The sequence below is a fragment of the Streptomyces sp. NPDC031225 genome, from assembly GCF_055570355.1.
The window spans coordinates 17,047-42,438 of the sequence record NZ_JBVIHJ010000006.1; the positions used below are offsets into that span (position 1 = coordinate 17,047).

Here is a 25,392-nt window from a genome sequence, read left to right on the forward strand (position 1 = left end):
GTCGCGCGGGACGGCCGCGCTGTACGGACCGCCGGTCGGCCGCCCGCGACGGCCGTACGACGCACACGACGCGCGCCGGTCACGGTGTCACAGCGGTCCGGGGTGGCTGAAGCGGCCGGCCCGGCGCTGGATGCGGTGCCGGCGGGTGCGGTGGCGTACACGCGGATGTGCGGCCCGCGCGTCGAGGCGGGCGTAGAAGACGTGTTTGGCACCCTCGATCAGCACCAGGTAGCTCACGACCATCAGGCCCAGGGTGAGGAGGAGTCCGAGCGGCAGGGACTCGAAACCGAGTGGTCCAGCGAGCGGAGACAGAGGTAGCGCGACACCGACGGCGACGACGCCGATGGCGCTGACCAGCAGGGGTCGGCTCGGCCGACTGCGGTAGAACGGCACCCGGCGGGTGCGGATCGCGAAGACGACCAGCGCCTGCGTGGCGAGGGACTCCACGAACCAGCCGGAGCGGAACAGATCGGCGCCCGTGTGGAAGATCTCGATCATGACCGCGAAGGTGAGGAAGTCGAAGGCGGAGCTGACGGGTCCGAAGAAAAGCATGAAGCGACGGATGAAGGCGATGTCCCAGTGCGAGGGCGCGCGCAGTTGCTCCGGGTCGACGTGGTCGGTGGGGATGGTCAACTGCCCCGCGTCGTAGAGGAGGTTGTTGAGCAGGATCTGCGAGGGCAGCATCGGCAGGAAGGCCAGCACCAGGGAGGCTCCGGCCGCACTGAACATGTTGCCGAAGTTGCTGGAGGTGCCCATCAGGACGTACTTGATGGTGTTGGCGAAGATCCGGCGGCCCTCGGCGACGCCGTCGGCGAGAACGCCGAGGTCCTTCTCCAGGAGCAGGACGTCGGCCGCGTCCTTGGCCACGTCGGTCGCGGTGTCCACGGACAGCCCCACGTCGGCGGCGTGCAGGGCCAGCGCGTCGTTCACGCCGTCGCCCAGGAACCCGATGTCCCGGCCCCGACGCCGCAGCGCGCGTACGACCCGGGCCTTGTCCTGGGGCGAGACACGGGCGAAGACGGTAGTGCTTTCGGCCGCCCTGCTCAGCTGGTCGTCGTCCAGCTCCCCGATGTCCCGGCCGGTCAGGGCGCGGCCGGGCGGCAGGCCGAGGTCGGCGCAGACCTTCTGGGCGACGAGCGCGTTGTCGCCCGTACAGATCTTGACGGTGATGCCGAGGTCGGCGAGGCGGCGCAGTGAGTCGGCGGCACCGGTCTTGGGCGGGTCGAGGAAGACCAGGAAGCCGGCCAGGCGCAGCCGGTACTCGTCGGTGGGGGTGAGGGACGTCTGCCCGTCCGCGTCCCGGGTGGCCACGGCGACCACCCGGCTGCCCGCCGCGAAGTGCCCCTGGAGCACCGCCGCGGCCGCCTCCGGTACGTGACCGCAGCGGGCCAGGACGGCTTCCGGCGCGCCCTTGGCGACGAGCAGGCGGCTGCCGTCCGGGCGCTCGACGAGCGCGGAGCCCAGCTGTCGGTCGTGGTCGAAGGGCAGCAGCGCGAGCCGGTGGTGTCTGGCCGGGAGTGTGCCCGTGGCCTGCCACAGCGCGCTGTCCAGCGCGTTGCCGCCCACGTGGTCGAGGTCGCCCTCGGTGGCCAGCAGGCCGAGTTTCAGCACCGTGTCGGAGAGTGTGCCGGTCGGGTCGACGGCCGCCTCGAAACGGATGCGGCCCTCGGTGAGCGTGCCGGTCTTGTCGGTGACCAGGACATCCATGTCGCCCAGGTCCTCGATGCACACCAGCCGCTTGACGAGGACCTTGCGCCGGGCCAGCTGCCGTGAGCCGGTCGCCAGGCTCGTGCTCACCACGGCCGGCAGCAGCTGCGGGGTGATGCCCACCGCGATGGCCAGCGAGAAGAGCAGGGCGTCGAGCAGCGGCCGGTGGAGCAGCACGTTGATGACGAAGATCCCCGTGGTGAGGGCGGCCGCTACCTGGAGGAGCAGCATGGAGAACCGGCGCAACCCCGCCTGGAAGTCGGTCTCCGGCTGCCGTTCTCCCAGTCCCAGCGCGATCCGCCCGAACTCGGCACGGCCCCCGGTGGCGACCACCACTCCGATCGCGCTGCCCGCGTGCACCACCGTTCCCATCAGCGCGCAGGAGGTCAGCTCGGCCAGTGCCGCCCCCGCGGCGACCGGCTCCGGGTCCTTGTCGGCGGGGGCGGACTCTCCGGTGAGGACGCTCTCGTCGCAGGCGAACGCGGTGCACTCCAGCAGGCGCAGGTCCGCCGGGACCACCTGCCCCAGCGCCAGCCGGACGACATCGCCCGGCACCAGCTCTGTCACATCGACCTCGGTGGCCGCGCCGCCGCGGATCACCACAGCCGTGTGCCGCACCCGCGAGTGCAGGGCCTGTGCAGCCTTCTCCGCCCGGTACTCGTTGACGAAGCCCAGCGCCACACTCAGCACCAGAATCCCCGCGATGATGACCGCACCGGTCCGCTCGCCGAAGAAGTACGAGACCCCGGCCGTCACCGCGAGCAGGATCAGCAGGGCACTGCGCAGCTGCCGCCCGAGGACCGCCAGGACGCGGACGTGGTGAGTGCGCACGGCGTTCGGCCCGACGGCCGCGAGCAGCTCGGCCGCCTCACCCCCCGACAGGCCGTCGGGGCTGCTCGCGAGCGCGGCCAGCACGGCCTTCGCATCCTCGGCGGCGGCGTCCCCCACCCGCAGCTCCGCCGCACGGGTGGTCACCGACTCCGTGGTCACTGACTCCAGGTCCATTCGGCGACCTCGGGCAGGTCCGCCCCATGGGCACGGATCCAGTCGTGATGGCGGTAACGGGCGTCGACCATCCGCTGCCGCAACGCAGCCGCGCGGACCGCGAGGCCGGGCACCCGGTCGATGACGTCCATGACCAGCCGGTAGCGGTCGAGGTCGTTGCGTACGACCATGTCGAACGGGGTCGTGGTGGTGCCCTCCTCCTTGTAGCCGCGCACGTGCAGGTGCGGGTGGTTGGCGCGGCGGTAGGCGAGCCGGTGGATCAGCCACGGATAGCCGTGGTACGCGAAGACGACGGGCTTGTCGGGGGTGAACAGCGCGTCGTACTCGCTGTCGGGCATGCCGTGCGGATGTTCCTCCACGGGCAGCAGCCGGGCGATGTCCACAACGTTGACCACCCGTACCGCGAGGTCGGGCAGATGGCGGCGGAGCAGCGAGGCCGCGGCCAGCACTTCCAGGGTGGGGACGTCACCCGCGCAGGCGAGCACCACATCGGGCTCGCCGGGGTCGGACTCGGTGCCCGCCCACTCCCAGATGCCGGCGCCGCGGGCGCAGTGCGCGCGGGCGGCACCGAGGTCGAGCCAGTCGAAGCAGGGCTGCTTGCCCGCGACGACGACATTGACGTAGTCGCGGCTGCGCAGCACGTGATCCGCCACGCACAGCAGGGTGTTGGCGTCCGGCGGATAGTAGACCCGTACTACCTCCGGCGACTTGTTGAGTACGTGATCGACGAAACCGGGGTCCTGGTGTGAGAAGCCGTTGTTGTCCTGGCGCCACACGTGCGAGGTGAGCAGGTAGTTGAGGGAGGCGATCGGGCGGCGCCAGGGCAGCCGACGGGCGACGCGAAGCCACTTGATGTGCTGGTTCGCCATGGAGTCGACGATGTGGACGAATGCCTCGTAGCACGAGAACAGACCATGCCGTCCGGTCAGGAGATAGCCCTCCAACCAGCCCTGACAGGTGTGTTCGGAAAGGATCTCCATCACCCGGCCGCCGCGCTCCAGGTGCTCGTCGGTGTCCAGGACCTGGGCCTCCCACGCCTTGCCGCTCGCCCCGTAGACGGCTTGGAGCCGGTTGGAGGCCGTCTCGTCCGGGCCGACCAGCCGGAAGTCGCGCCGCCCGCCGGTGTCCGTCATCACCTGCGCCAGCAGGTCGCCGAGGACACGGGTCGGCTCGTGCGCCGTCGCACCGGGCTTGTCGACCGGGACGGCGAACCGCTCCAGGGACGGCAGGGGCAGGTCGTGCAACAGCAGGCCGCCGTTGGTGTGCGGGTTGGCGCCCAACCGGTGTGCGCCATCGGGGACACACGCCAGGACCTGCTCCCGGGGGCGCCCGTGCTCGTCGAAAAGTTCCTCGGGCCGGTAGGAGCGCAGCCACCGCTCCAACTGCCTCAGGTGATCCGGGTTCTCGCGTACGGCCGACAGCGGCACCTGGTGCGCTCGCCAGGTGCCCTCCACCGGGAGGCCGTCGACCTCGGCGGGCCCGGTCCAGCCCTTCGGCGTACGCAGGACGATCACCGGCCACCGTGGGCGTTCGGCAGTGCCCTCAGTGCGGGCGGCCCGCTGGAACGCGGCGATACGGTCCAGTGCCTGGTCCATGGCGCGGGCCATCGCCCGGTGCACGTCGTAGGGGTTGTCGCCGGTGACGTGGAGGGGCTCGTGGCCGTATCCCCTGAGCAGGGAGTCGAGTTCGGGCTCCGGTATCCGCGCCAGGACCGTCGGGTTGGCGATCTTGTAGCCGTTGAGGTGCAGGATCGGCAGGACGGCACCGTCCCGTACCGGGTCGAGGAACTTGTTGGAGTGCCAGGACGCGGCCAGCGGGCCCGTCTCGGCCTCACCGTCGCCGATCACGCAGGCCACCAGGAGCCCCGGGTTGTCGAACGCGGCCCCGTAGGCGTGCGAGAGGCAGTAGCCCAGCTCGCCGCCCTCGTGGACCGATCCCGGGGTCTCCGGTGCGACATGGCTGGGGATGCCGCCCGGGAAGGAGAACTGCCGGAAGAGGCGGGTCATGCCGGCCGCGTCCCGCGTGATGTCCGGGTACGTCTCGGTGTAGCTGCCCTCCAGCCAGGAGTTCGCCACCACGGCCGGCCCGCCGTGACCGGGCCCCCAGACACAGATCGCGTCCAAGTCCCTCGCCTTGACGACCCTGTTGAGGTGGGTGTGGACCAGGTTCAGCCCCGGTGAGGTGCCCCAGTGCCCCAGCAGCCGCGGTTTGACGTGCTCAGGCGCCAACGGCTCGGTCAGCAGCGGGTTGGACATCAGGTAGATCTGCCCGACGGCCAGGTAGTTCGCGGCCCGCCAGTGGGCGTCCAGCGCGATCAGTTCCTTCTCGTCGGGGCGGTCCGGGCCGTCGGGGCTGTCGCGTGTGTCGAGGGAGGTCTCGGGAGGAGGATCGAGGGGCATGACGAGCCCTTCTTGTGGGGGTCGGCTCAGGAACTTCGGGCACTGAGGCCGGGGAGGTGTTCGGAATCCTCGATGAAGGCGCGGGCGACGTCCGCGAGGCGGCGGTTGTGGGAGCGGGCGTAGGCCCGCAGCGTGCTGAAGGCCTTTTCCATGTCCGTGTGCTGGCGTTCGGCGAGTTTCCCCTTGGCCTGTTCGATCAGGACACGGCTGTTGAGGGCGGTCTGCAGCTGCTCGTTGAGCAGCGTGTCGCGCTTGGTGGTGCGTTGTTGAAGCAGGCTGATGGTGGCGACGTCGGCGAGGGCCTGGGCGAAGGGGGTGGCGGCGGCGCTGATGGGCGCCGGGGTGGTGTGGAAGAGGTTGAGGGCGCCGACGACCTCGTCGCGCAGGCGCATGGGCAGGGCCTGGACGGCGGTGAACCCGAGGCGCTGGGCCTGGGCGGTGAACAGGGGCCAGCGTGCGGCCTCCTCCCGCAGGTCGGGAACGGACACGGGGATCCCGGTGTGGAAGCAGTCCAGGCAGGGGCCTTCGTGGTTCTGGAGCTGGAAGAGCTCCAGGAGGCGCACCCGTTCGTCGGAGGCTGCCATGACGCGCAGCACGCCGTCACGGTCGGCGAGCAGGACGCCCGCCGCACTCGCGTCGAGCAGGTCGACGCAGCGGTCGGTGAGCAGGCGCAGGAAGTCCATGAGATCGAAGTCGGCGACCAGGTTGTCGGCGAGCTCGACGAACGTCCTGGCCATGAGCTGTTCCTTCATCGGAGATACCTCTGTCGGGAGATTCCGGGGGCTGGTCCCGCCCGCGGGGGGACGGAGAAGCGGGGGCGCCATCGTTCGGATGGGGGCGGGTACATCAGGACTCCTCGGCGGGCGGCTGCGCGTCGGACGGCGGGATGTCCGAGGAGAGACGGAGCCGGTGAGCCAGCACGTCGGCGGCGACCACGCCCAGGCGGATCCCATGGGCGTAGGCATAGGCGCGCAGCCGGACGAAGGCCTCCTCGACGCCGACACCGAGCTGGACCATGAGAACGCCCGTGGCCTGGTCGATCTCGGCCCGGTAGCCGCCCAGGCCGTCGATCCGACCGCCACCCTGGGGGTGAGTGTCGGGCGGGTCGCCGCCGGATCGGTTTGCATCAGATCGATATGTGTCGGCTCGGTCGATATCGACGAATGAACCGGCATCGCTGATCCGGCTGTCGAGCAGGAGGAGGGTGGCGGTGACGGCGAAGGCCATCGCGTCGGCCACTTCGTCCGCGTCCAGCTCGACCGAGCTGCTGGAGTACAGGTCGAGTACGCCGGGGCTGATGGCCCCGATCTGCAGCGGGAAGGCGAAGACCGCCCTGGCGCCCGCGTCCAGGGCGGCGTCGGCGAACATCGGCCAGCGTTCTCGGTGTTCACCCGCCAGCAGATCGGACGACAAGACCGTCGAGCCGAGCACGTAGGCGTCCACGCACGGCCCCTCGCCCAGCGTGAGCTGTAGTTCTTCCAGCTGCTCGCTGATGCCATCGGTGCTGCACAACAGATGACTGGCCCGGTCGCGGGACATCGCGGACACCCCGGCCCCGCCGACCGGCAACGCCGCCACTGCCGCCGTACACACGTCGAGGACGGCGACACTGGCGCCCCGCAGGGCCGCCTGCTCGGCCACCAGGACCTGGATCCGCTCCGACCGGCCGCCGGGCATCATGCGGACTCCCGGGTCCAGGAAGGATGGTCAAGTCCCTCCAGCCTCACGCTCGTTCGCTCCCCCAACGCGAGAACCAGCGACGGGGACACAGTGTCGTCGGTCAGTCTGCGGACATCTCCGATGTCCCTCCAGCCCCAAGAGCGGAGGGCGGTGAGCAACGACCGGTCGGTCCGGTCCACCAAGGTGACACCGAGCGACGCCTGGTGGTCGGTGAGCAGCCGTTCCTGAAGCGGTCGGGCCACGTCCACGCCGCGCGGGTGAGGGTGGACCAGGATCCTCGTGATCGCGAAGGCACGGTCGGAGCCCGTGAGTTGCCTGATGCTGAGCGGAGTCGCTCCGTCGAACCCGAACCACCAGGTTCCGTCACCGCGTACAGGCAATCCGAACGCCCGTCCTGCGAGGCCCGTCGTCTCCGCGATCACCAGGGCGAATCCGGGCTGCCGCAGGGCGCCGGCGCAAGGTTCCAGGAAGCCCTCCCGGATCTCCCCGCGAACCCCTTCGCCGGGAGGCCCCGCGACAGCAGAGTCCAGGTACAGGTCCGCGAGGTCCCCCTGCAGACTCACGACCTGCCAGCGGTTCAGCCGGCGCAGACGCATCGGCTCGGTGGCCGTCGGCTCGCGGCTCTCCCCCATGCTCGATGGCCTGTGCACCTGGCCTGCAGTCATCAGGCACCGCCCGTGGGAGCGTGCGCGACCGGGGCGCGCCGATGCGGGGCGGGTCGGTGGATGTTCGGCTGCGGAACGCGCACGACGCCTCTGTTCAGATCTGCTGGAGACTCACTCGGCGCCGCGACGCCTCGGGCCTCGCGCCCTGAGTGGCGGCCCGAAGTCGGGGCCTACGAGGGATGGGGCAGGCAGGTCACCAGGTGGGCGCTCCGAGCATCGAGCCCGGTGCACGTCTGGATCTCCTCGGGGATGCCACGAGGCCGAACAAGAGACCGCCCCCGATGCATCACGATCAGCTCGAACTGGGTGCCGCCGGGGTCCTGGGCGTCTACTCAACAGTGTAGCCCCCGGCCCCGCGCCACGATCGGCCCCCTGCTGTTCGGACGCTCCTCCGTCGGACGGCTCGGCCTGTTCGTCGAGATCACCGCCCCCTTTGGGGACCTCGGCTTCCACGGCCAGTGGACCCTGATGCTGACCCGATCCGCCCGCTGCACGTCTACGCGGGCATGCGGGTCGGGCAGATCATGTTCTTCGCCGCCACCGGCCCCGTCGCCCTCTACTGCGGCAAGTACCAGTCGGCCACGAGCTCGCAGCCGCCCGGCTACTGGCGCGACCTGGCGAAAGTGCGGGCGGTGGCCTCGTGATCCTCACCGGATCCGCCATCGCCGCCGCACAGACGGCGGACGAGATCACCATCGAGCCGTACGACCCGGCTCGTCTGTCTCTCAACGCCTACGACTGGTGCCTTGCGTGCCGCTCTCGCTCGCCTGTGGCCTGCGGGCGGGCGCCGTTCACCTGACCGGGGTGGCGGCGTGGGACTACGACCTGCGGCTCAAGGCGACGGCACGCCGTCGGTGCCGATCGGCAGGGTCTGCTTCACCAACGTTCTGACATAGCCGACCTTGAGATGGTCGGGTCTGGCGATCGCGTCCTGAAGGGGGAAGGCGGTGCCGGGTGTCCGGTCCGTACCGTGGCCATGGCCGGTTCGTCGGTGGTGGTGTCCACGTAGACCGCCTCCAGGACACCGATCTTGTGCGACTCGGTGTCGACGACATCGCGGTCGCGCCAATCCCGGACGTCTGCTGCGTGAATCATGGCCTCTCCCTGGACCGCTCATCTGCCGGGGGGTGAGTCGCACCGTCGGTCTTCCGCGTAAAGCCGCCGCAGGGTACGCCGCAGCCCCCGCTGCATCCGCTCCGGGAGCGGCTTGCCCTCCCAGGCGGCGACCATGGCCGCGGCCACCTCCGGAAGTTTGGTGTTGCACTGCCGAGAGATGTCGACCAGGAGGTCCCTCGCCGTCCCGCGACTGCAGGGGGCCAGGACCATCATCATGCCGCGGGCCTGGTCGATGACAGCGCGGCCGGCCAGCGCCCGCCGCAGCTGATCGTTCTCGGCGCGCAGCGCGACGAGATCCTCTCCCGCGGCTGCGTTCCCCCACGTCGCCTCGGCCCGCAGTTTCCAGTAGTCCTCATGTAGCAGGGTTGTGCGATGCATGACATGTGCCTCTCGATGAGTTCGACGTGTCCGGTCCGGCTGGAGCCGCCCGGAAACCGTGGCTGCCGGCCCCTCCACGGAGTCACCCGTGGTGTTCGTGGTCCCGGCGGTCCTCGCGCCTCCAGCGCGTCCGGTTCTGGCGGCTGTAGCGGCGGTCCCAGCGGTCCTGACGATCCCGGCGCTCCCGGTAGTCCCGGTAGTCCCCGAGATCGGAACCGCCGCCGCGGCTCCGGCCTCCGCCACGATCGCGGGCGTGCCGGGTCGCGCCGTAGACCAGCACCGCTGCGGCCACCCACCAGATCGGGTGGAGGAAGCCGAAGCCGAACAGGGCGGCGATGAGGATGAGAAGCAGGACGAACACGGCGGGCCTCCCCGGGAGTGGACACTGCATCGATACCGGGGACTGGGGCCTCACACCTGAGCGTAGTCCTGCACAACGGTTGTGGATACCGTGCGAGGTCAGCGCATCTACCCGGCATGGATGGCTGCTTGACACCTGTCGGTGAACCGCTGCGAGGGCTAGCGTGCGACGTGCCGCCCCTGCCCCCGGCAGCGTCGATCACCTCTCGCGCTCCTTCCGGGGGCGCACCCTGCGCATCGGTGCCGGGACCCACCGCGTCACGAGCGAGGCCGTTCCCGCACACGCTCAGCGTCACGCGATCCCGGCGCGCCCGATACGCCTCAAGCGGGCAACGATCTGGTGCCCGCTGCGTCGTACGCATCCCAAACCAGGCGGCACGCATGTACGCGCTGATCGTTACGGCTTCAACCCCCTTTGTCCTGCTCACCGTCGTGATGGCCCTGTCCTGGTGGGAGGACCACATCCTGCCGACGTCGCCGACCGAGCCGACCGAACCACCCGCCGAGGCTCCTTTCACCCCGGCGGCCCCTGCCCAGCTCCCACAACTCCTCAGTGTCGACACCGCGTTGACAAGGGAGGATGCCGGGCGTTGACTGGCAACACGGCGTAGGACCATGCCACTCCGGATCATTTCGGGCGCAGCATTCCGCCTTCCCGCTTCGCCCGGACCCCGCGGAAATCAGGAAATCCCCGCGATCCGGAGGCCCGGCAATGATCTGGTTTCTTCTCGTTCTGCTGATCCTGGTGGTCTTCGGGCTCGGCTTCACCCTGCAGATCCTGTGGTGGGTCGCCGCCGTCCTCCTGGTCCTCTGGATCGTCGGCTTCACCATGCGCGGGCGCGGCGGTGGCCGCCGGTACAGCCGCCGGTAGTCCGTTCCGGAGGTCGGTCCTGCCCACAGGGGCAACGACCTGTACGGCGATCACGCGCGGGTGCACACTCACCAGCCAGGCAGGCGGCTCCCATGAGCGTCGGACGGACAATCAGGCACAAGGCACAGGCATTGAAGGGCCGGGTCACCGAACGCATCGGCCGGGCCAACCGCAACAGGCGACTGCAGCGGCCCGGCAGGACCGAACAGATCTCGGGAGTACCTGAAGCAGTCCGGCGACAAGGCCAGTTGCGGTGGGCGCGTGTCGCGCGCCCACACCATGGGGAGGCCATCGTGACGTCCTCCAACACGCAGGGGCGTGGCCAGGGAGCGAACTCCGCGGCCCGTTCCACGGAGCGCGAGACGCTGACCGTGCCGCAGGGCGGGCGGGCTTTGTCGCGCGCGGCATCATGTACGTACTGATCGGGCTGCTGTACATCCGGATCGGTGTCGGGAGCGGCGGCGACCAGGGCGGACCGGCAGGGCGCGCTGCACGAGATCGCGACGCAGCCCTTCGGGAGAGTGATGCTCTGGGCGCTGACGGTAAGTTTCGCGGCCATGTTGCTCTGGCAGGGAGTCCCCGCCAGAGCAACATCGGGCGCCAACAAGAGGCGGGTTCGCGACTCCTCGACGGCGGGTGGGCGGTCTTCTACACCACCGTCTGCTGGACCCCGGCGGCGTACGCCGCCGGGGCGGACAGAGCGCCAGCGGCAACACGCAGTCGCAGGACTGGATGACATCGGCGCTCAAACTGTCGTACAGGCAAGTGCTGATGGGATCGGGGCTGCCTTCTGATCGGCATTGGCGGGGTACTCGCCATCCGGGCGGCCCTGCGGAGCTTCCTGGGGCAGCTGGACACCGCCGCCATGAGTCACCGTACGAAGCAGGTCGTCAGCGCTCTGGGCGTGGGCGGAGGCGTGGTACGGGGCGTGCTGTTCGCCGCGGCCGGGATCTTCATCCTGGCGGCAGCCGTCCGCTTCGATCCGGACGATGCCAAGGGCGTGGACGCGACGCTCCGCAGCTTCACGCAGACACCGGCGGAACCGTGGCACCTGGTCGCCGTCGCGATCGGGCTGATCCTCTTCGGCGTCTTCTCCTTCGCCTCCGCTCGCCGGCGCCGGCTGTGAACGCTGCCCCGAGGCACTGCCAGAGCCGCGTCGGCAGCGTCTGCGGAGGCGACAGCCCGCGCCAGGGTGGTCAGGCCACCAATCCGGGCAGGGGTTCGGAGTCGTCGATGAAGATGCGGGCCACATCGGACAGCCGCCGGTTGTGGGCGCGGGCGTAGCTCCGCAGCGCAGTGAACGCTTGTTCCATGTCGATGCTCTGGCGCTCGGCGAGTTTTCCCTTGGCCTGTTCGATCAGTACGCGGTTGTTCAATGCCGTCTGGAGTTGTTCGTTGAGGACGGTGCTGCGCTGGGCGGAGCGTTGCTGTAGGAGGCTGATGGTGGCGACGTCGGCCAGGGCCTGGGCGATGAGTGTGGCGGGCGGGTCGAAGGGGCCGGGGGCGGCGCGGAAGAGGTTCAGGGCGCCGACGGTCTCGTCCCGCAGACGCATGGGCAGGGCCTGGACGGCGCCGAACCCGCTGCGGTGGGCCGCCGCGACGAAGCGGGGCCAGCGGTCGACCTCGCGGGTCAGATCGGGGACGATCACCGGTGCGCCGGTACTGAAGCACTGCAGGCAGGGGCCCTCGTCGTTCTGGAGCTGGAAGAGCTCCAGCAGGCGCACCTGTTCGTCGGAGGCGGCCATCACGCGGAGTTTGCCGTCGCGGTCGGCGAGCAGCACCCCGGCGGCGCTCGCATCGAGCATGCTCACGCAGCGGTCGGTGAGCAGGCGCAGGAAATCGATGAGGTCGAAGTCGGCGACCAGGTTGTCCGCCAGCTCGACGAAGGTCTTGGCCAGGAGCTGCTGATTCATCGTGACACCCTCGATTGAGACTGCTCCCGCCGGGAGGGGGCGGGAAGCGCAGCACGTTCGTCGGCCTGAGCCGATGGGTCAGTTGCCGTTGTCGGCCCCCTTCGGTTCACTGTCCGGGGAGAATCGGAGCCGATGGGCCACCACGTCGGCGGCCACGTCGGCGAGCCGGCGCCCTTGCGTATAGGCGTAGGCGCGGAGCCGGACAAAGGCTTCGTCGATGCCGACTTCGAGCTGGACGGTGAGGATGCCGGTGGCCTGGTCGATCTCCGCCCGGTATCCGCCCAGGTCCTCGAAGCCGTGGTCCGGTGACGGTGCGCCGACCTGCGGGCCCGTCTCGTCGATCCGCGCGTCGAGCAGGAGCAGCGTCGCGAGATCGGCGAACGCCAGCGCGTCGGCCAGCTCCTCCGCGTCCAGCACGGTCGGCACGTCGGCATACAGGTCGAGGACTCCCGGGCTGATCGCCCCGACCTGCAGGGGAAGTGCGAAGACGGCGCGTGCGCCGGCTTCCAAGGCCGCGTCGGCGAACAAGGGCCAGCGGTCCTGCAGCCCGCCGGTCAGCAGATCGGGGGTCAGGACGGCCGAGCCGTGGGTGAAGGCGTCCACGCAGGGGCCCTCGCCCAGGGTGAGCTGGAGCTCCTCCAACTGCTCGCTGATGGTGTCGGTGCTGCACAGCGGATGGCTTGCAGCGGTCCGGGACATCGCCGATACCCCGGCTCCGCCGACCGGCAATGCGGCCACGGCCGCGGCGCACACATCGACCACACTGGGCCGGGCGCCGCGCCGGGCCGCCTGCTCGGCCACCAGCACCTGGATGCGGGCCGACCGCCTGTCGGCCCTCATCCGGGCCACCGGGTCCAGGCCTCGTGGGCCAGGCTCTCCAGCCGCGCCGTGGTTCGTTCCCCGAGGGGGAATACCAACGCACGGAACATGGTCGGGCCCCCCGGCCGCCACACCTCTCCCATGTCCAGCCATCCCCAGGAACGGAGCGAGGCGAGGGTCAGGTGATCGTCCGGATCCACCAAGGTGGCGCCGAGGGATGCCTGGTGGCCGCTCAGCAGCCGCTCTTGCAAACGGCGGGCCACGTCCTGGTCCTGTGGGTGGGGCTGGACCAGGATGCCGGTGATCGCGAAGACGCCACCGGACGCGGTGAGCTGCTCGATGCTCTGCGGCAGTGCTCCGTCGAACCCGAGCCACCAAATTCCGTCCCTGCCCACCGGGAACCCGAAGGCGCATCCCACCAGGTGGTCCGTCTCCGCGATCACCATGGCGAACCCCGGCCGGCGGATGTCGCCGCTGAGCCGGTTCAGGAAGTCTCGGCGGCTGCGGCTGCGGTACGCCTCAGCGGCGGACGTCTCGTGGGAGTCGACGTACAGATCGGCCAGCTCCCCGGCCAAGTCCTGCGCCAGCCAGCGGTTCACGCGGCGCAACCGCACCGCGTCCATGGTGGACGACTCGCCCGCATGCCGCTCGTGCGACTGCCCCTGCCTGGGCCGGGCCATCACCGCACATCGCCCGAGAGGACAGCCACCAGCGGAACACTCCGGTCCGGCAACGCCGGAGCGACCGGGTCAGGGACGTCCCCGCGAGACGGTGGCAGATGCCCGGGCGGAAGGCCGAGAAGCAGGAACCCGCAGCCGGCGAGGTCGAGGATCCGCCCCAGTGACGTTGGCGGGTTGTGCAGTCGTAGGATCCCGCCGGCCTCCCGGGTCCGCTGCGCGGCGTAAAGGAAGGTATTGAGGCCACTGCAGTCGCAGAAGGTCACAGGGGTCAGGTCGACATCGACGATGCGGATGCCGTCGCTCAGGCATCGCGCCAGTGCTGCGCACACCAGCGGTGCCGAATCCAGGTCGATCTCACCAGCCAGGGTGATCAGTGCCCGTTTCCGTCGGTCATGACGATAGATGGTGAGCCGTGGGAGGGGCATGACGCCTCGGTTCCAAAGACCATCCGGCAGCGTAAGGGGAACGCCGGAATTCCCGGCTCCTCCTGGCGCGCTGCTGGTAGGGGTGTACGTGCGGCGGAGGCGGAACCACGGGCCGGTCCGACGGCCTGTGCAACAGGGCACAGGACCCGCCCGGTTCTCTCCAGGGACGCGTCGGGTGACGGACGGGAGGTCCGCTCCCCGCAGCCATCTGTGTCGCCAAACGACAAGCCGCCGGGGTCTGGGACGCTTGTACAGCAGCATAGTCCTGGCCCAGTGGAGCAGACGGCCCGAAGCCGCCTTATCTCAGGATGCGGACAATGTCGAAGTGTGACGGCGCGCTCATATCCGGTGCCCTGCACGGTACTTGGGCCCGTAACGGGAAGGTCTCCGCTCGCGTCGGGCATCCAGGACGGCTATGCCCTGGGCCGGGCGATCGCGTCCGGACAGCTGGACGGCTACGAGGTGCGGCGCCGTCCCGTGGACCAGCGGGTGGTTGCCTTCACCCACCGGATGACCCGCGTGGCCACCACGCGCAACCCGGTGACCCGAGGAGTACGCAACACAGTGCTCCCCCCCTGCTCGGCCACACGGGCATGCCGAAGAAGCTCGCCACCGAACTCGCCGAGCTCAACTACCGGTAGTGCAAACATCGTTCGGGGTTCTCTCAGACGGTCGTCTCCTCGAAGGACAGCACATGGTGGCCGGTGTCCCAGAGCAGGGTGAGCAGGGCACGTACCGATGCCTGGTCGATGTTCTCGACGATCAGTACCGTGCCGTCCGCGCCGGGTGTCGACACGTGGTCGAACCTGGTCCGGATCATGTCCAGCAGGGTGCGGGAGATCGGTCCGCGCAGCGTCAGCTCGTAACGGGAAAGGGCCATACGCCCCAGGAAACCCGCCGCCTGGAGGGCTGCGCACCACCCGCCGGGAGAAGCACCCGGGGTGGGATCAGATCAAGCCGAGTTCACGTGCCGCTGCGACGGCGTCCTGCCGGGAGGCGACGCCGAGCTTGCGGTACAGGCTCTTGTTGTATGCCTTGACCGTGTTGATGGACAGGAACAGCGCGGCCCCGATCTCCCGCTGGGTCGCCGACCCCTGCAGGGCCCGGATCGACAGTTCGCGGTCGGTCAGTTCCTCCGCGAGGACACCGGAGCGTACGGCGGTGCGGGCGCCGACCCGGCCCAACCGCGCCTCGCTCTCCTCGAGCCGCCGCTGCGCGTAGGCGCTGACCGGCTCCTCGTCCACCACCTCGCGGGCCCGGGCCAGTGCGGCGCGGGCGGCTGACCGGTCGCCGCAGGCGAGCTCGGCGTCCGCGAGATACAGCAGACCGAGGAAGAGCACGGTCGGCCTCGGGTGCAGTTCAGCGAGGGTGACGGCACGGCGCAGCAGAACGGCGGCCGCCTCCATGTCGGCGTTCTGGTAGTGGCGCCGGCCCTGGGCGATGCGCAGGGGGGCCAACCCCGGCGTACTCGTCTCTCGCCCGTCGCGCTCGACGGCGTCGGCGAGCGTAGCGGCCTCGCGCAGGACCCGGTCGCAGTCCTGGCCGCGGCCGGCTTCCACGAGGCTGATCGTCAGCGTGCCAGCTCCGTGTGGTCGTGGCGATCGGTGTTCTGGCTGAACGCGGTGATGGCCGCGGTGGCGTTCATCGGCACCTACCTCTTCGTGCCGGAGTCCGCGCAGCCGGGCAGGCAGCGCATCGATGTGACCGGAGCAGCTCTCACGGTGGCGGGGCTGGGGGTGCTGGTCCACTCGGTCATCGAGGCGCCCGAGCACGGCTGGGGCAGCACCCGCACCCTGGCGGGCATCGGTGTCGGGCTCGCCGTGATGGTCGTCTTCGTCGCCTGGGAGCTGCGGCACCCGCACCCCCTGCTCGATCCGCGGCTGTTCCGCAACAAGCTGTTCGCGGCCGGATCGATCTCGACCACCCTGCAGTTCTTCGCGTTCTTCGGGTTCATCTTCGTCACCATGCAGTACCTCCAGCTGGTGCGCGGTGACAGCGCTCTGATGGCCGCGGTGAGCGTGCTGCCGATGTCCGCGGCGATGATCCCCAGTGCCCGCCTCAGTCCGCTCCTGGTCGCCCGGCGGGGCATCCGAGCCCCCTGGACCGTCGGCCTCGTCCTGGTCACCACCGGCCTGGTCGTGCTGGCCCAGCTCGACGCCGGCAGCTCCTACTGGCTGGTCGTCGGCGGGCTCCTGCCGCTCGGTGCGGGCATGGGCCTGGCCACGACGCCGGCCACCGCCGCCATCACCGACGCCCTGCCGCCCCACCTGCAGAACGTGGGATCCGCCGTGAACGACCTCTCACGCGAACTCGGCGGCGCCCTGGGCATCGCCGTCCTCGGCAGCCTCATGAGTGCCCAGTACCGTGACTCCCTCGACACCGGCGGCCTCCCCGCCCCGGTCGCGGAAGCAGCCCGCTCCTCCCTCGCCGCCGCCGACCACATCGGCCACGCCACAGGCAACCCGGCACTGATCGACGAGGCCCGCGACGCCTTCGCCTCCGGTATGCACCTCGCACTCATCAGCGGCGCCGCAACCACCCTCCTGGCCGCCGCCGTCGTCACCCTCCTACTGCGCCGTCCCGGCAAGCCCGGCACCGTTGTCCCGACGACGCAGACCGACGACACAGACCGGGAAACGGCCGCTCAGACGACGGCCTAGCACCAACCGACTGCCGGACAGATCCACCAAGACGGGCGGCGCGAGGGGCCACGAACTCGGCCCGCGCGCCGTACCGGGAACCGGGAAGGGAACCGACATGACTCCGTTGCGCACCCAGACGGTGCACCAACCCGGCCCAGAGCGGCTGCCGGAGCCTTTGAAAGCCCTCACCAGGGCTTTCGCTCTCCTCGGTACACGCGGCACCGGGCTCATCATCACAGCCCTCGCCAAGGGCCCGGCCGACCCCCACCTCATTCACGAGCGCGTCCCCGGCCTCAGCGACGGCCTGCTCACCCGACGCCTCCGAGAGATGACGGCCCTCGGCCTGGTGGCCCGAACCGCCCACCCAGGCAGACCCACAAGCACCGTCTACACGCTCGCCTCCCACGGCAAGGCACTCCTCATACCCCTGACCGCCCTGACCGTGTGGGCAGAGGACCACCTCCCAGCGGAGACCTCCGAGGGAACGCCATCCCCGCAACGCGACTGGGCCAGTGCGAAGCCGAGTTCCACGGACCTGGTACACCACCGAGGCGATGGCGCAAGTCGTCGCAGAACGGTCCGGGAAGACAACGCCTGATCGTAGGCGCCGGGGTGCAACGCGTCCTGGCGACCTGACGAATCGTCGACGGTGACGCCCACTGTTTCGACCGTCGTTTCCCCATTGATATTCACAGAATCGGACTGCACAAAATGAGCGCGCACGGAAACGTGGACCTGGGCCATAAGGGCTTGCCGGGAATCAAGTCATGGCTTCCGGCTTCGGAACTCGTTGTTCTGGACGGGGAGACTGGAGGGGATCGAGGCGGTCCTGGCTGCGAAGTTCCAGGTGTTGTTGCCGCATCTGGGCGAGCGTCAGCGTGATCCGCAGCCGCTGGTCGCTGGGGGCGCAGATGGGCCAGGAGCACAGCGCCGACCACTTTTACCCGCGGTGGAGGCGTGCGGATTGGTAACGTGCCGGTCATGATCGAGAGTTCGGGTGCCGGTGTCGAGGCGTTGCTCGGTGAGGAGATCGTCGCTCTCGCCGCGAGTACGTTCGTCGCGGTGTTCACAGGCGTCGGGCTGGGACATGAGCAGGCCCGGAACCGGGTGGACAAAGAGCTGTACGGCCGGTTCGGGAAACCTCGGGGAAGCGACGCCCACCGTGCCTACCAGGCGGTCATCCTGCAGATCGTCCTGGTTTGGGAGCGGGCGGGCATCGCGGCACGGGCTGCTGCTTCAGGCCAGCTGGTTCTGCTCCCGGACGGCACCCGCCTGCTCGACGCCACCGACGCGGCCCGTGAACTTCGTGCCCTGCTCTGAGTGGACGGTTCGTGGGGTGATATCCGTTTCTGGCTTAGGTCGGGGCAAGGTCGCTGGTGAGGGGTTCCGTCAGCTATTGCCTCCTGGCGAAGGTGCCGGTGTCGACCTCGGTGAGGATCCCGAGTTCGACCAGGCGTTTCAGCTTGGCGCGGGTGCCTTCGACGTTCGTCGGCAGCAGTTCGTGGCCAAGGGCTTTGCAGACGTCTTTGGCTCGTAGCTGCCGGTCGCGTGGTTGAACACGGCGAGGATGCGGGGGTAGTCCGGGCGGTCGGGCAGGTCCGGCGCGACGGCAGGGAGCCAAGAGGTCGTAACACGATCATGGGTGGGCCTTCTTGAGGCGTCGCCAGCAGATGAGGCTGCATGCCAGGGAGACGAAGGCGTCGTGGAGTTCGAGGCGTCGTTCCCGTCGGATGGCGGGGCGTTTGAACTGGTGGAGGAGGTGATGGCTTGCTCGACGACGTAGCGGAGTGTGTGAAACTCCGCCTGCCGTTCGCGAAGTTCAGCCGTGTGGCGTGTCTGCTGCCGGTTGGCCGCGAAGGAAGTCCTCCAGGATCTCGACCAATCGCGCCGGCTCCTCCTCGGCTGGGTAGTGGCCGCAGTCGTCGAGGACGACCCCTGTGACATCGTCGGCCGCGAGCTGCATCGTCTGGGCGGCAGCCGCGCCGCTCCACAGCGCGCCGCCGAGGGCGAGCACCGGCAGCGTCAGCCGGGTCTTGCTGCGCTGCTCGTTCTGCGCGATCGTCTCGTCCAGGGCCCGGTAGTAGGCGAAGCTCGCGCGCAGTGCGCGAGGATCCGCGGTGATCGCGTCGACGTAGACGTCGACGGCGTACGCGGGGATCGCGGCCGGGGTGGCGGCCTTGGTGGCGAACTGCCAGCCGAAGAAGAGCCGTTCCCGTCCCCGGACCAGTTCCTCGTTGAGGTCGGTGAGCCGGTTGAAGCCGAACTGCCAGAGCCGCTGGTTGGCCGCGGCCGGGCCGAAGAGCGGCGGGGACGGCGTGAGGCCGGGGATCACTGCTTCGAGGATGGCGAGCCGTCCCACCTGCTCGGGGTGATCGGCGGCGAGGGCGTATGCGGTCCATGTGCCGATGTCGTGGCCGACCACGTCGAACCGGTCGTGCCCGAGCGCGGCCATCAATGCGAGCAGATCGGCAGCGAGCGTGCCGGCGTCGTACCCGTGGTCGGGCTTGTCGGAGAGCCCGGCGCCGCGCGAGTCGACGGCGACGACGGTGTGCCGGCGGGCGAGCGCGGGCATCACCTCCCGCCAGGCGTACCAGGTCTGGGGCCACCCGCCGATCAGCAGCAGGGCCGGGCCGTCCCCACCGGTGACCGCGTGCAGCCGCAGCCCGTTCACCTCCACGAGCCGGCTGGTGAAGACGTCAAGGAATCCGTCAGGCAGTCGCAGCGAACGTAAGCGTGTCATGCCGGCGACCCTACCCATCTTTGAACGATCGGTACAAGATGTGTAGGCTGACGGACCATGGCAGGCCGCAAGCAGTTCGACGTGGACGAGGCGCTCCGACGTGCGATGCACGTCTTCTGGCGCTGGGGTTATTCGGAGGCCTCGATCGACCGCCTGACCGAGGGCACGGGCCTGGGCCGGGGCTCGCTCTACGGCACCTTCGGCGACAAGAGCGCCCTGTTCCGCAAAAGCCTCCAGCAGTACGCGCAGACCTACCACCCGCAGTACGAGCAGGCACTGTCCGGCCCCCACCCGAGCCCGAGCGCCGTCGTGGCCGCCTACCTGCAGGTCGCCCTGAACCGTATCGCCGACCCGACGGTCCCGGATGGCTGCCTGCTCACGGTGTCGGCAACTCAGTTCCCGGCCCTCGACGCGGAGGGCCAGGCGATGGTCCGCGCCATGATCGACGGCCTGCGGGCGAGGCTGGAACAGGCGTTGCTGGCAGCGGGCGCCGATGAACAGGCGGCCGCAGAGCTGGCGTTGTGCACGCTGGCGACGAACAAATCCCTGGCCGTGCTGAGCCGCGCCGGCTTCTCGGGCGAAGACCTGGCAACCGTCGCGGCAGCCGCCGCCAAGAATGCCAAGGCTCTGCCGAATCGACCGGCCGAACCGACGGGGCCGCGATAGGCGGGGACGGCTCCGGCGCCAATGGATCTGCAAAGGCCCTGGGGCAGCCGGCGGCTCGGCGAGAAGCGACTCGACCCACCCCTCATGGGGACTGAACCGACCCGGGCGACGAAATCCTCTCACCGGGGAAGAAGCTGACCTGAGCGGCCTCCGCCTTCGGGCTCTTGGACCTCGTAAAAGGATCACGGGGCGGCGATTCCCGACTGCGTCCGCGCCTGCCCATCCCGTCCTCCCACGCCTCAACTCCAGCCCGGGCATGGGCGAAGGGTCGCAACAGGGATGGCAGCAGCCCGACCACGCCAAAACCGCTTACTGACGTGCACAGATGCGAGCGGGGCCTGGCAAATCCCGCAGCACTTACCGCAGTACTTGTCGCAACACCCAGCGCAACCTCACGGGCTCGCCGGGTCGGGTGTCGGATGCCTGGCGAAGCGGTCGTCCTGCTGGGCTGGTCGGTTCGGCTGCCCCGCCGTTCTGTCACCGCTGGGGGATCTCACCGCCCATGAAGCCTCGGAGGTGGTCCTGGCAGTTTGGGCGCCCCTCCAGCGGCGGCAGTCCGGCGGCCTCGGCCGCATGCCACATCACTTCGACCATGATCCCTGCCGCCTCGTACCACTCTTCGTCCCTGTGGAACGTAATAGCGGCCGGGCGGGCCATTGCCCGGGCGGCTTTCCTGGCGGCCACGGCGGTCGCTTGCCGGGGCCGGTGAGGCCGGCGGCCGTGTCGTACGTGAAGGGGGCCCGCCCCTCGTGGCCGCCGTCGCCAAGAACGCCGGCGCCCCGCTCACTGCGCTCGCCTCACCCGGCGAGTACGACGCCACCTGGCTGGGGCGGCCGGTCGAACTCGTCATCCTCCTCGACCTGCCGGCCGTCTCCATCGGCGTCTCCGTCCCCGTCACCCGCGGTGTCCTGACGAGGGCGCGTGACGGCCGGTCGCCGAAGCCGCTCGCCCGCGTCAGTGCCCGCCACGGCACCCCGATCGGCGGCACGGCACTCGTCGGCAACGCCCACGTGCTCACTCCGATGGTCAGCCAGGCCTTCCCCAAGGGCATCTCGGTGCCCGGTCTTCCGGACCACTTCAGCTGGTACGCCTGACTGTCCGCGTTCGGCATCTTCTGCATCGCCACCACCCTCACCGTCGACGGCGGCACCACGGTCATCGACCCCGGCGCGGTGCCCTTCGACTTCCGGATCACTCCACGGCACGGCCACGACTGAGGAGCGACAGACCTTCCACGGACCTTCTGCCGAAGGGCCGCACGGCCCTCGTCACCGGCGGCGCCGGCGGTATCGGCCGCGCCGTTGTCACCGCACTGCGCGCCGAGGGGGTGCGTGTCACAGTGCTCGGCCGCGCCCAACGGCCGTCGGACCACCTCAGTTCCCTCCACGTCGGCGCTGTGTTGTCGTGACAGTCCGGCCGTCGACTGTCGCTGGTCCAGGCGCTCTGGAGAGGTTCCCCGTCGGAACCTGTGCGCCGGCTGACGGACGTTCTGGCGCAACCTTCCGGTGTTCTGACGTGTCCACGTTGTGTGCTGACGATACGCAGAACATGGCGAACAGCGGCGGCCGCCGCTTTCGTGACCGCCGTCATGGCGGTCACGACCCCGGCCGCGCATGCCGCCACAACGACGCTCGTCCTGGACACCCAGGAGAACTACTACCTTCCCACCGGGGGCGAGGGCCCGAACCTGGGCCTGGGCATCACCGCCTCGGGCGGGGACGCCCATGACGTCTCGGTCGTGGTCGACGCGTCGTCCCTCGCCGGGAAGGCGACGATGGTGGTCACGGGGGACTGCGTGAACACCGGCACCCTGAAGGTCAGATGCGACGTGGGCCCGCTGTCGGGCAAGGAGTCGATCGACCCGTTCCTCCTGAAGCCCACCGCGGCCGCCAAGGCGGGCGACACCGGTGCCATCACCTACACCGCCACCGCCTCCGACGCGGCCACCGTGACAGGGAAGACGGACGTCCTGGTCGGCGGGCCGAAGCTCGTCAGCCGGCCCTATCCGGCGCTGAAGGGCATCGCGCCCGGCGCCGTCTTCGAGCGCACCCCCGCCTTCGCCAACACCGCAACAGCCCCCGCCGGCAAGGGCGTCATGCTGCTGGTGCAGGACTCAGAAGGCGTCTCCCTCGCCCGTGACCACTCCAACTGCCACTACGCGGACCAGCCCGACGCCGGCGCCTGGTGCCGGTTCGACACCCCGGTAGCGCCCGGCGCGGCCTACGAGACGGACGCGCCGCTGCGCTACACCGCCTCCAAGGACACGATGTACGGCTACAACTCCTACGTCGTGTGGCCGGTCGGCGGCACCGCGCCCGACTCCTTCGACCCGTCCGACTTCACCGGGACCGGCACCGGCGCGCCGCTCGGCCTGAAGTCCGTCGCCTCCGGCTCCGGATTCACCGGCTCCGGGTACGGCACCTTCGCCACCACCCAGCACGCGGACTACCAGGCGCTCGGTGACACCGTCGAGGGCAAGGTCGGCGAGACGGTGAGCATCACCGTGGGCGTGCGGAACAACGGGCCGGGCTGGATGAACTTCCGGTGGATGGACGCCGACAACTCCGGCACGTTCGTGGTGACCCCGCCCGCCGGCACCACCATCACCGGCGCCCCCGGCGCCGGCGAGCAGGGTGACCCCGGGCCGCTGTGGAACTGCTCACCGGGCAAGGCCGGCGCGAAGGCCTACACCTGCGACATCGCCAGCACGGACTTCAAGCCGGGCGACTCGGTGACCCAGGAGTTCACGGTGCGGATCGACAAGGTCGTCCCCGGCGCGCAGGGCAGCGTGCGGGCAGTGGAGAACCCCGAGTACCCCAATCGTGACGACGACCCAGCGAACGACACCGCGGCGATCGCGGTGAAGGCAACCGGCTCGGCGACGTCCAGTCCGTCGCCCAGCGCCTCCGCGTTCCCGTCGGCCACGGCCACCGCGAGCCCGTCCGGCTCCGGGACGGGAACCAGCGGCGGGACGACGACCGGCGGCGGGCTCGCCGCCACGGGCACGGACGCAGTCCTGCTGCGGGCGGGCACCGCCGTCCTACTGGTGGCGGCCGGCGCGCTGGTCTTCCTGACGGCACGGAGGTCGCGGCTGTCACGCGCCCGCTGACACCCCCCGCGTGACACTGCGTCAGCGGCCGACACGGCATTCCGCCGCCTTGCGAACCGCATTTTCGTCGGTAGCCCCGGTTGGGCGCCAGTGTGACGAAACACGGCGGGCCCCCGGCGAAGTAGGCGAATTCGAGGGGTCGTTGCAATACGTGGTGAGTTGATCAAGCCGCGAACAGTTCAGACAGACGCTCGGCTGGGGTCTCCCAGCCGAGCGTTCTGCGTGGGCGGCTGTTGAGTTCGGCGGCGACGGTGTCCAGGCCCTCGCGGGTGTGGCGGGACAGGTCGGTGCCGTTGGGGAAGTACTGGCACGACAAGCCGTTAGTGTTCTCGTTCGATCCGCGCTGCCAGGGCTGGCTGGGTCGCAGAAGTAGACCGGGATGTCGGTAGCGACGGTGAACTGCCGGTGTGCAGCCATCTCGACACCCTGGTCCAAGGTCAGGGACTGCATCAGGTGCGGCGCAAGGGCCTGGACGGTCTCGGTGCGTGCCTTGCGGACGACGTCGGCCGTGTCACCGTATGAGAGATGTACGAGCATCAGGTAACGGGTGCTGCGCACGACCAAAGTGGCGCTCGCGGAGCGGGGGTTGGGGCCGACGATGAGGTCGCTCTCCCAGTGGCCGGGAACGGCCCGGTCGGCGACCTCGGCAGGTCGCTCGCTGATCATGACCATCGCGTGCGTGAACCGCGGTCTACGGCTCGCTACCTGCCGGTGGGGGCGGCGCATCTCACGTCCGGTGCGCAGTGGGCGGGTCAGCTCCCGCTTCAGCCTCGCCGCGGCACTGGGCGTAGAGGGCCTGGTAGACCGTCTCGTGGACCACGTGCATCTCCGGGCGGTCGGGGAAAGACCTGCGCAGCGCGTGGCATATCTGCCCAGGACTCCACCGTAGGGCCAGGTGGTCCTGAATAAAGCCCGAGCCTGGAACGTCCGCTGGCAAGCAGTGCGACGAGTACCCCTTCGCCTCGACCTGGCAGGGCACAAGCACCGGCGGCGGCGACTACAGCCGCCGCATGCTCAACGGGACGCAGAACGAGGACGGCGGCCGGGCCCTGAGCCGCTTCCACCTGTATAACCGCATCATCGAAAAGGACAGGTTCCTGGTGTGGATCAAGTAGGCACCACCGCGGAGGACTGAGATGAGCGACGAGGTCGAACGCGGCAACGGACACGTCCCGGTGCAGTACCACCAGTTCGACATCAGCGACGAGGACGGGCCGACCGGACCCGACCTGGAGCGCGGGCACAACGGACTGGTCCGGGTCGCCGACGGCGTCACCATCGTCATCACCGGCATCCACACCGGTGACGTCGACGTCACCGTCACCCTCCATGAAACCGCACCCGCACCCGACACCAGGGACTGGCAGGAGATCGTGGAAGTCTCAGCGCACTCCGCATCCGGCGACCTCATGGTCCGCGGCATGATGGACGACCTGGACGAAGAACTGCCCACCCTGTCGTTCCACGGTCCCGGCGACTACCGGCTGCGCGTACACGCCCGCGGCCGGGACACCGCCATCGACCAGGCCCCGGACCAGATCACCGAGTGGTACCTGATCCAGGCCTGGCCGACACCTGCTCAAGCACCACAGGTGCTCCGCCAGACCGACGGCTACGGGGCCTCTGTGCGCCCACACTGACCATCAGTTCAGCAAGTCCACGGCCGAGCCCGGTGCAGCTGTCGGGCGCTCGCTCATGGCACCGACCGTGCGCGGGCCCCGGCAGAAACTCGCACGACAGGGCAGTCGGAGCCTTCGCCTCCTTCAGCACGGGTGGGGCCGAAGGGCGAGCGTCGGGAGCAGCAACCGCGGAGCCTCACCCTACGGAGCTCTGCACCGGCCGGGCTCCGTGCGTCGTAGGCGCCTGCCTGGAAAGAAGTTCGGATCAGGGGCGGACGCTTTACCGAGCGCACCTCCTCGGGCACGGTGGAGACGGGGCCGGGGCGGCACGGCAGGGTCATGCAGTAGGGGGCGCGATGGCGAGGCGGAAGGGTGCGTACCGCTCGGGCGGGCTCCGGCGACCCGGGGGGTGGCGGCTCCTGTACTGGACGGCGTTCGCAGCCGCGGCCGTACTCCTCCTCGCCGGCGCGTGCATCGACCTCGTCACTTCCGCCGCCGGTCCCGAACTGGCCGTCGCCGTCGTCATGGCCCTGGTCGCCGAACTCCCGCTCGCGACCCTGTGCACAGCCGTCGCCGTACGCCCGGCGCGCAGTGGCCA

26 protein-coding genes and 6 pseudogenes are annotated in these 25,392 nt (G+C 69.8%); 15 read left to right on the forward strand and 17 right to left on the reverse strand.

Features of this window, described 5'->3' with window-relative positions; translation table 11 throughout:
• Positions 1 to 87: 87 nt before the first annotated feature.
• The 5 genes from mgtA to ACZ48Z_RS11835 form a co-directional block, all read right to left on the reverse strand.
• Positions 88 to 2,712, reverse strand: coding sequence for a magnesium-translocating P-type ATPase (gene mgtA, locus ACZ48Z_RS11815; protein WP_468735671.1), 2,625 nt, complete (start codon positions 2,710 to 2,712; stop codon positions 88 to 90).
• Positions 2,694 to 5,111: a phosphoketolase family protein gene (locus tag ACZ48Z_RS11820; RefSeq protein WP_468735672.1), complete on the reverse strand. Its 2,418-nt coding sequence runs from the start codon at positions 5,109 to 5,111 to the stop codon at positions 2,694 to 2,696. Before ACZ48Z_RS11820 ends, mgtA begins: the two co-directional genes overlap by 19 nt.
• 26 nt (positions 5,112 to 5,137) lie before the next feature.
• Positions 5,138 to 5,863, reverse strand: a complete 726-nt coding sequence (locus ACZ48Z_RS11825; RefSeq protein ID WP_468735673.1) for a GAF and ANTAR domain-containing protein — start codon at positions 5,861 to 5,863, stop codon at positions 5,138 to 5,140.
• A gap of 94 nt (positions 5,864 to 5,957) precedes the next feature.
• On the reverse strand, positions 5,958 to 6,791 hold the full coding sequence (locus ACZ48Z_RS11830) for a GAF and ANTAR domain-containing protein (protein ID WP_468735674.1): 834 nt from the start codon (positions 6,789 to 6,791) through the stop codon (positions 5,958 to 5,960).
• Positions 6,788 to 7,423 (reverse strand): hypothetical protein, encoded by a 636-nt coding sequence (locus tag ACZ48Z_RS11835; RefSeq protein ID WP_468735675.1) that lies wholly within the window; start codon positions 7,421 to 7,423, stop codon positions 6,788 to 6,790. Before ACZ48Z_RS11835 ends, ACZ48Z_RS11830 begins: the two co-directional genes overlap by 4 nt.
• Before the next feature lie 393 nt (positions 7,424 to 7,816).
• Between ACZ48Z_RS11835 and ACZ48Z_RS11840 the strand changes: the two are divergent.
• A pseudogene (locus ACZ48Z_RS11840) lies at positions 7,817 to 8,100 on the forward strand (dCTP deaminase); the annotation flags it as partial.
• A pseudogene (locus ACZ48Z_RS11845) lies at positions 8,097 to 8,204 on the forward strand (dCTP deaminase); the annotation flags it as partial. The pseudogenes ACZ48Z_RS11840 and ACZ48Z_RS11845, both read left to right, overlap by 4 nt.
• A gap of 96 nt (positions 8,205 to 8,300) precedes the next feature.
• Here the strand turns inward: ACZ48Z_RS11845 and ACZ48Z_RS11850 are convergent.
• The 3 genes and pseudogenes from ACZ48Z_RS11850 to ACZ48Z_RS11860 form a co-directional block, all read right to left on the reverse strand.
• A pseudogene (locus tag ACZ48Z_RS11850) lies at positions 8,301 to 8,551 on the reverse strand (PRC-barrel domain-containing protein); the annotation flags it as partial.
• 18 nt (positions 8,552 to 8,569) lie between these two features.
• Positions 8,570 to 8,950, reverse strand: a complete 381-nt coding sequence (locus ACZ48Z_RS11855; RefSeq protein ID WP_468735676.1) for an ANTAR domain-containing protein — start codon at positions 8,948 to 8,950, stop codon at positions 8,570 to 8,572.
• Between the two features lie 82 nt (positions 8,951 to 9,032).
• Positions 9,033 to 9,311 (reverse strand): hypothetical protein, encoded by a 279-nt coding sequence (locus ACZ48Z_RS11860; protein WP_468735677.1) that lies wholly within the window; start codon positions 9,309 to 9,311, stop codon positions 9,033 to 9,035.
• 380 nt (positions 9,312 to 9,691) lie between these two features.
• On the opposite strand from ACZ48Z_RS11860, the gene ACZ48Z_RS11865 reads away from it, so the two are divergent.
• The 4 genes from ACZ48Z_RS11865 (at position 9,692) to ACZ48Z_RS11880 (ending at position 11,307) form a co-directional block, all read left to right on the forward strand.
• Positions 9,692 to 9,904, forward strand: a complete 213-nt coding sequence (locus tag ACZ48Z_RS11865) for a hypothetical protein (protein ID WP_468735678.1) — start codon at positions 9,692 to 9,694, stop codon at positions 9,902 to 9,904.
• 118 nt (positions 9,905 to 10,022) lie between these two features.
• Positions 10,023 to 10,181, forward strand: a complete 159-nt coding sequence (locus ACZ48Z_RS11870) for a hydrophobic protein (protein ID WP_468735679.1) — start codon at positions 10,023 to 10,025, stop codon at positions 10,179 to 10,181.
• Positions 10,182 to 10,627: 446 nt separating this feature from the next.
• Positions 10,628 to 10,975, forward strand: a complete 348-nt coding sequence (locus ACZ48Z_RS11875; RefSeq protein WP_468735680.1) for a DUF1206 domain-containing protein — start codon at positions 10,628 to 10,630, stop codon at positions 10,973 to 10,975.
• Between the two features lie 71 nt (positions 10,976 to 11,046).
• Positions 11,047 to 11,307 (forward strand): DUF1206 domain-containing protein, encoded by a 261-nt coding sequence (locus ACZ48Z_RS11880; protein WP_468735681.1) that lies wholly within the window; start codon positions 11,047 to 11,049, stop codon positions 11,305 to 11,307.
• 70 nt (positions 11,308 to 11,377) lie between these two features.
• Here ACZ48Z_RS11880 and ACZ48Z_RS11885 read toward each other — a convergent pair whose 3' ends face one another.
• The 6 genes from ACZ48Z_RS11885 to ACZ48Z_RS11910 all read right to left on the reverse strand — a co-directional run bounded on the left by ACZ48Z_RS11885 (position 11,378) and on the right by ACZ48Z_RS11910 (position 15,577).
• Positions 11,378 to 12,094, reverse strand: a complete 717-nt coding sequence (locus ACZ48Z_RS11885; protein ID WP_468735682.1) for an ANTAR domain-containing protein — start codon at positions 12,092 to 12,094, stop codon at positions 11,378 to 11,380.
• A 78-nt stretch (positions 12,095 to 12,172) separates the two neighbouring features.
• Entirely contained in the window at positions 12,173 to 12,934 is a 762-nt protein-coding gene (locus tag ACZ48Z_RS11890) for an ANTAR domain-containing protein (protein ID WP_468735683.1), read from the reverse strand.
• Positions 12,931 to 13,593: a hypothetical protein gene (locus ACZ48Z_RS11895; RefSeq protein WP_468735684.1), complete on the reverse strand. Its 663-nt coding sequence runs from the start codon at positions 13,591 to 13,593 to the stop codon at positions 12,931 to 12,933. The genes ACZ48Z_RS11890 and ACZ48Z_RS11895 overlap by 4 nt, the downstream gene beginning before the upstream one ends.
• The gene (locus ACZ48Z_RS11900; RefSeq protein ID WP_468735685.1) at positions 13,593 to 14,018 is read right to left on the reverse strand and encodes an STAS domain-containing protein; all 426 of its coding nucleotides are present in this window, start codon (positions 14,016 to 14,018) and stop codon (positions 13,593 to 13,595) included. Before ACZ48Z_RS11900 ends, ACZ48Z_RS11895 begins: the two co-directional genes overlap by 1 nt.
• Positions 14,019 to 14,682: 664 nt before the next feature.
• Complete coding sequence (locus ACZ48Z_RS11905; protein WP_468735686.1) at positions 14,683 to 14,898, reverse strand: hypothetical protein; 216 nt, start codon at positions 14,896 to 14,898, stop codon at positions 14,683 to 14,685.
• A 67-nt stretch (positions 14,899 to 14,965) separates the two neighbouring features.
• Positions 14,966 to 15,577 carry a helix-turn-helix transcriptional regulator gene (locus ACZ48Z_RS11910; protein WP_468735687.1) on the reverse strand — a complete coding sequence of 204 codons (612 nt, stop codon included), beginning with the start codon at positions 15,575 to 15,577 and terminating at the stop codon, positions 14,966 to 14,968.
• Between the two features lie 45 nt (positions 15,578 to 15,622).
• On the opposite strand from ACZ48Z_RS11910, the gene ACZ48Z_RS11915 reads away from it, so the two are divergent.
• The 3 genes from ACZ48Z_RS11915 to ACZ48Z_RS11925 all read left to right on the forward strand — a co-directional run bounded on the left by ACZ48Z_RS11915 (position 15,623) and on the right by ACZ48Z_RS11925 (position 17,980).
• Positions 15,623 to 16,678 (forward strand): MFS transporter, encoded by a 1,056-nt coding sequence (locus ACZ48Z_RS11915; RefSeq protein ID WP_468735688.1) that lies wholly within the window; start codon positions 15,623 to 15,625, stop codon positions 16,676 to 16,678.
• 97 nt (positions 16,679 to 16,775) lie between these two features.
• Positions 16,776 to 17,258 (forward strand): winged helix-turn-helix transcriptional regulator, encoded by a 483-nt coding sequence (locus ACZ48Z_RS11920; RefSeq protein WP_468735689.1) that lies wholly within the window; start codon positions 16,776 to 16,778, stop codon positions 17,256 to 17,258.
• A gap of 383 nt (positions 17,259 to 17,641) precedes the next feature.
• On the forward strand, positions 17,642 to 17,980 hold the full coding sequence (locus ACZ48Z_RS11925; RefSeq protein WP_468735690.1) for a hypothetical protein: 339 nt from the start codon (positions 17,642 to 17,644) through the stop codon (positions 17,978 to 17,980).
• A gap of 73 nt (positions 17,981 to 18,053) precedes the next feature.
• On the opposite strand, the pseudogene ACZ48Z_RS11930 reads toward ACZ48Z_RS11925, so the two are convergent.
• Together ACZ48Z_RS11930 and ACZ48Z_RS11935 are read right to left on the reverse strand one after the other, a co-directional pair.
• Positions 18,054 to 18,277: pseudogene (locus ACZ48Z_RS11930) on the reverse strand (hypothetical protein); the annotation flags it as partial.
• A gap of 202 nt (positions 18,278 to 18,479) precedes the next feature.
• Positions 18,480 to 19,400, reverse strand: a complete 921-nt coding sequence (locus tag ACZ48Z_RS11935; RefSeq protein ID WP_468735691.1) for an alpha/beta fold hydrolase — start codon at positions 19,398 to 19,400, stop codon at positions 18,480 to 18,482.
• A 57-nt stretch (positions 19,401 to 19,457) separates the two neighbouring features.
• On the opposite strand from ACZ48Z_RS11935, the gene ACZ48Z_RS11940 reads away from it, so the two are divergent.
• From ACZ48Z_RS11940 to ACZ48Z_RS11955, 4 genes are all read left to right on the forward strand, one after another.
• A complete protein-coding gene (locus ACZ48Z_RS11940) occupies positions 19,458 to 20,066 on the forward strand; it encodes a TetR/AcrR family transcriptional regulator (protein ID WP_468735692.1) in 609 nt (202 codons plus the stop codon).
• Between the two features lie 749 nt (positions 20,067 to 20,815).
• The gene (locus ACZ48Z_RS11945; RefSeq protein ID WP_468735693.1) at positions 20,816 to 21,160 is read left to right on the forward strand and encodes a hypothetical protein; all 345 of its coding nucleotides are present in this window, start codon (positions 20,816 to 20,818) and stop codon (positions 21,158 to 21,160) included.
• Between the two features lie 149 nt (positions 21,161 to 21,309).
• Positions 21,310 to 21,474, forward strand: coding sequence for an SDR family NAD(P)-dependent oxidoreductase (locus ACZ48Z_RS11950; protein ID WP_468735992.1), 165 nt, complete (start codon positions 21,310 to 21,312; stop codon positions 21,472 to 21,474).
• 180 nt (positions 21,475 to 21,654) lie between these two features.
• Complete coding sequence (locus tag ACZ48Z_RS11955; protein ID WP_468735694.1) at positions 21,655 to 23,175, forward strand: hypothetical protein; 1,521 nt, start codon at positions 21,655 to 21,657, stop codon at positions 23,173 to 23,175.
• Positions 23,176 to 23,338: 163 nt separating this feature from the next.
• On the opposite strand, the pseudogene ACZ48Z_RS11960 reads toward ACZ48Z_RS11955, so the two are convergent.
• Positions 23,339 to 24,147 (reverse strand): annotated as a pseudogene (locus ACZ48Z_RS11960) (IS30 family transposase); the annotation flags it as partial.
• Between the two features lie 2 nt (positions 24,148 to 24,149).
• On the opposite strand from ACZ48Z_RS11960, the pseudogene ACZ48Z_RS11965 reads away from it, so the two are divergent.
• Positions 24,150 to 24,290 (forward strand): annotated as a pseudogene (locus ACZ48Z_RS11965) (hypothetical protein); the annotation flags it as partial.
• 21 nt (positions 24,291 to 24,311) lie between these two features.
• Positions 24,312 to 24,815 (forward strand): hypothetical protein, encoded by a 504-nt coding sequence (locus ACZ48Z_RS11970; protein ID WP_468735695.1) that lies wholly within the window; start codon positions 24,312 to 24,314, stop codon positions 24,813 to 24,815.
• Positions 24,816 to 25,392: the final 577 nt, after the last annotated feature.

What these genes read in the sequence shown, in the direction of transcription:
- mgtA (WP_468735671.1), bottom strand. Translation starts at nt 2,712, where the DNA reads ATGGACCTGGAGTCAGTGACCACGGAGTCGGTGACCACCCGTGCGGCG.
- ACZ48Z_RS11820 (WP_468735672.1), bottom strand. Translation starts at nt 5,111, where the DNA reads ATGCCCCTCGATCCTCCTCCCGAGACCTCCCTCGACACACGCGACAGC.
- ACZ48Z_RS11825 (WP_468735673.1), bottom strand. Translation starts at nt 5,863, where the DNA reads ATGAAGGAACAGCTCATGGCCAGGACGTTCGTCGAGCTCGCCGACAAC.
- ACZ48Z_RS11830 (WP_468735674.1), bottom strand. Translation starts at nt 6,791, where the DNA reads ATGATGCCCGGCGGCCGGTCGGAGCGGATCCAGGTCCTGGTGGCCGAG.
- ACZ48Z_RS11835 (WP_468735675.1), bottom strand. Translation starts at nt 7,423, where the DNA reads ATGGGGGAGAGCCGCGAGCCGACGGCCACCGAGCCGATGCGTCTGCGC.
- ACZ48Z_RS11855 (WP_468735676.1), bottom strand. Translation starts at nt 8,950, where the DNA reads ATGCATCGCACAACCCTGCTACATGAGGACTACTGGAAACTGCGGGCC.
- ACZ48Z_RS11865 (WP_468735678.1), top strand. Translation starts at nt 9,692, where the DNA reads ATGTACGCGCTGATCGTTACGGCTTCAACCCCCTTTGTCCTGCTCACC.
- ACZ48Z_RS11870 (WP_468735679.1), top strand. Translation starts at nt 10,023, where the DNA reads ATGATCTGGTTTCTTCTCGTTCTGCTGATCCTGGTGGTCTTCGGGCTC.
- ACZ48Z_RS11880 (WP_468735681.1), top strand. Translation starts at nt 11,047, where the DNA reads ATGAGTCACCGTACGAAGCAGGTCGTCAGCGCTCTGGGCGTGGGCGGA.
- ACZ48Z_RS11885 (WP_468735682.1), bottom strand. Translation starts at nt 12,094, where the DNA reads ATGAATCAGCAGCTCCTGGCCAAGACCTTCGTCGAGCTGGCGGACAAC.
- ACZ48Z_RS11890 (WP_468735683.1), bottom strand. Translation starts at nt 12,934, where the DNA reads ATGAGGGCCGACAGGCGGTCGGCCCGCATCCAGGTGCTGGTGGCCGAG.
- ACZ48Z_RS11895 (WP_468735684.1), bottom strand. Translation starts at nt 13,593, where the DNA reads ATGGCCCGGCCCAGGCAGGGGCAGTCGCACGAGCGGCATGCGGGCGAG.
- ACZ48Z_RS11900 (WP_468735685.1), bottom strand. Translation starts at nt 14,018, where the DNA reads ATGCCCCTCCCACGGCTCACCATCTATCGTCATGACCGACGGAAACGG.
- ACZ48Z_RS11905 (WP_468735686.1), bottom strand. Translation starts at nt 14,898, where the DNA reads ATGGCCCTTTCCCGTTACGAGCTGACGCTGCGCGGACCGATCTCCCGC.
- ACZ48Z_RS11920 (WP_468735689.1), top strand. Translation starts at nt 16,776, where the DNA reads ATGACTCCGTTGCGCACCCAGACGGTGCACCAACCCGGCCCAGAGCGG.
- ACZ48Z_RS11925 (WP_468735690.1), top strand. Translation starts at nt 17,642, where the DNA reads ATGATCGAGAGTTCGGGTGCCGGTGTCGAGGCGTTGCTCGGTGAGGAG.
- ACZ48Z_RS11935 (WP_468735691.1), bottom strand. Translation starts at nt 19,400, where the DNA reads ATGACACGCTTACGTTCGCTGCGACTGCCTGACGGATTCCTTGACGTC.
- ACZ48Z_RS11940 (WP_468735692.1), top strand. Translation starts at nt 19,458, where the DNA reads ATGGCAGGCCGCAAGCAGTTCGACGTGGACGAGGCGCTCCGACGTGCG.
- ACZ48Z_RS11955 (WP_468735694.1), top strand. Translation starts at nt 21,655, where the DNA reads ATGGCGGTCACGACCCCGGCCGCGCATGCCGCCACAACGACGCTCGTC.
- ACZ48Z_RS11970 (WP_468735695.1), top strand. Translation starts at nt 24,312, where the DNA reads ATGAGCGACGAGGTCGAACGCGGCAACGGACACGTCCCGGTGCAGTAC.